This window comes from Streptomyces anatolicus (genome assembly GCF_019400875.1).
In the GTDB taxonomy this organism is placed as follows: Bacteria; Actinomycetota; Actinomycetes; order Streptomycetales; family Streptomycetaceae; genus Streptomyces; species Streptomyces anatolicus.
Genome location: NZ_WMBF01000754.1, coordinates 1 through 1,965 on the forward strand (window position 1 = coordinate 1; position 1,965 = coordinate 1,965).

General features: G+C 72.8%; 2 protein-coding genes. Both read right to left on the bottom strand.

The annotated features are described in order from the left end of the window. Positions 1–128 precede the first annotated feature (128 nt). Entirely contained in the window at positions 129–653 is a 525-nt protein-coding gene (locus GKQ77_RS32160) for an NUDIX hydrolase (protein WP_219692658.1), read from the bottom strand. Further along, the coding region (locus tag GKQ77_RS32165) for a zinc-dependent metalloprotease (protein ID WP_219692659.1) at positions 650–1,965 on the bottom strand (1,316 nt) is incomplete at its 5' end. The genes GKQ77_RS32160 and GKQ77_RS32165, both read right to left, overlap by 4 nt.

A 1,965-nucleotide genomic window follows, 5' to 3' on the forward strand; every position in this document is an offset into this window, starting at 1 on the left:
GGCCAGCAAGGGGCCCGGGGGCAGAACCAGGGGAACGTCTGGAGTTGAGCCCCGCGGGGCTCAGGAGCGCGGGGAACCGCGGGCCGTATGTGGCTGGTCGCGCAGTTCCCCGCGCCCCTTCGGGGCGCCTACAGGCGTGCCCGCGTCGCCTTCACCAGGCGTACGACCGATTCGTCGGCCACGTCCGCCACCTCGTCGTAGGCGAACCAGCGCAGGTCCAGGGACTCGTCGCTGATCGCCTCGACCGCGTCGGACGGGGCGAGTGCCGCGTACTGCACGTCGAGGTGCTGGGTGCACGGGCCCGGGATCGGGTGGCGGTCCAGGCGCACGGGGCCGCCCGGAAGCAGCGTCAGGCCCGGCACGCCGGACTCCTCGGTGGCCTCACGCAGCGCGGCCAGGGCCAGCGACGTGTCGCCCGGTTCGCAGTGGCCGCCCATCTGGAGCCACATCCGCAGCTTCCGGTGCAGGGTCAGCAGCACGCGGCCGCGTGACGGGTCGACGACCAGGGCGCTCGCCGTCACATGGCCCGCGGTGCACGCCTTCCACATGCCGGCCTCGCCGTGCGCCGACAGGTGGTCCAGATAGGCCTGGCGCAGCTCGGGCTGGTCCTCGTACTTCTTCAGTACGAGGACCGTGTCGTCGTAGAGACTCACTTACCGCTGTCCTCGTCGCCCTCGTCGCCCTCGTCCTTCTTGAGGTCCGGCTTAGCCGAGGAGCCGCCGCCCGCCGCCTCGCCGAGCATCTTGTCCAGCTCGGAGAAGTCCATCTGCTCGCGGTGGACGAAGCCGTCCGGGTCGTCCAGGTCCGAGGCCGTCGGCAGCATGTCCGGGTGCTCCCACAGGCCGTCGCGGCCGTCGACACCGCGCGCGTCCGTGAGCGAGGCCCACAGACGCGAGGCGTCCCGCAGCCGGCGCGGGCGCAGCTCCAGGCCGATCAGCGTCGCGAACGTCTGCTCCGCGGGGCCGCCCGTCGCACGGCGGCGGCGCAGCGTCTCCCGGAGGGCGTCGGCGGACGACAGGCGGGGCTTGGCCGCGGCGTGCACCACCGCGTCCACCCAGCCCTCGACGAGTGCGAGAGCCGTCTCCAGGCGGGCCAGAGCGGCCTTCTGGGCCGGGGTGTCCTCCGGCTGGAACATGCCCTGCTGGAGCGCTTCCTGAAGCTGCTCGGGGTTCTGCGGGTCGAGCTGGCCGACGACGTCCTCCAGCTTGGCCGTGTCGACCTTGATCCCGCGCGCGTACCCCTCGACGGCGCCGAACAGATGCGAGCGCAGCCACGGCACGTGGGCGAAGAGCCGCTGGTGGGCGGCCTCGCGCAGCGCCAGGTACAGCCGCACCTCGTCCTTGTCGACGCCCAGGTCCTTGCCGAAGTTCTCGATGTTCACCGGGAGCAGCGCGGCCTTCCCGGAGGGGCCCAGCGGCAGACCGATGTCCGTGGAGCCGACGACCTCACCGGCCAGCACGCCGACGGCCTGGCCGATCTGCTGGCCGAACATGGCGCCGCCCATGGAGCGCATCATGCCGATCAGCGGGCCCGCCATGGCCTGCATCTCCTCGGGGAGCACATCGCCCATGGCGAGGCCCACGCGCTCGGCGACCGGGTCGACCAGCTCCTTCCACACCGGCAGGGTCGCCTCGACCCACTCGGCGCGGCTCCACGCCACGGCCGTGCCGGACCCGGACGGCAGCGACGTCGCGTCGTCCAGCCACAGGTCGGCAAGGCGTACGGCCTCCTCGACCGCCGAGCGCTCGGCGGGGCCGACGCTGGCGTCCTTGGTGCCGTCCGCCGTGCCCTGGGAGACGGTCTGGCGGGCGATGTCCTTGGCCATGTCCCAGTTCACCGGACCGCCCTCGTACGAGAGCATCTGGCCCAGCTGCTGGAAGGCGGCCCCCAGGTCGTTCGGGTTCATGGAACCGAACATCGCGGCGAACGGGTTGTCCCCGCCTCCGGGGCCGCCCGCCCCGGGGA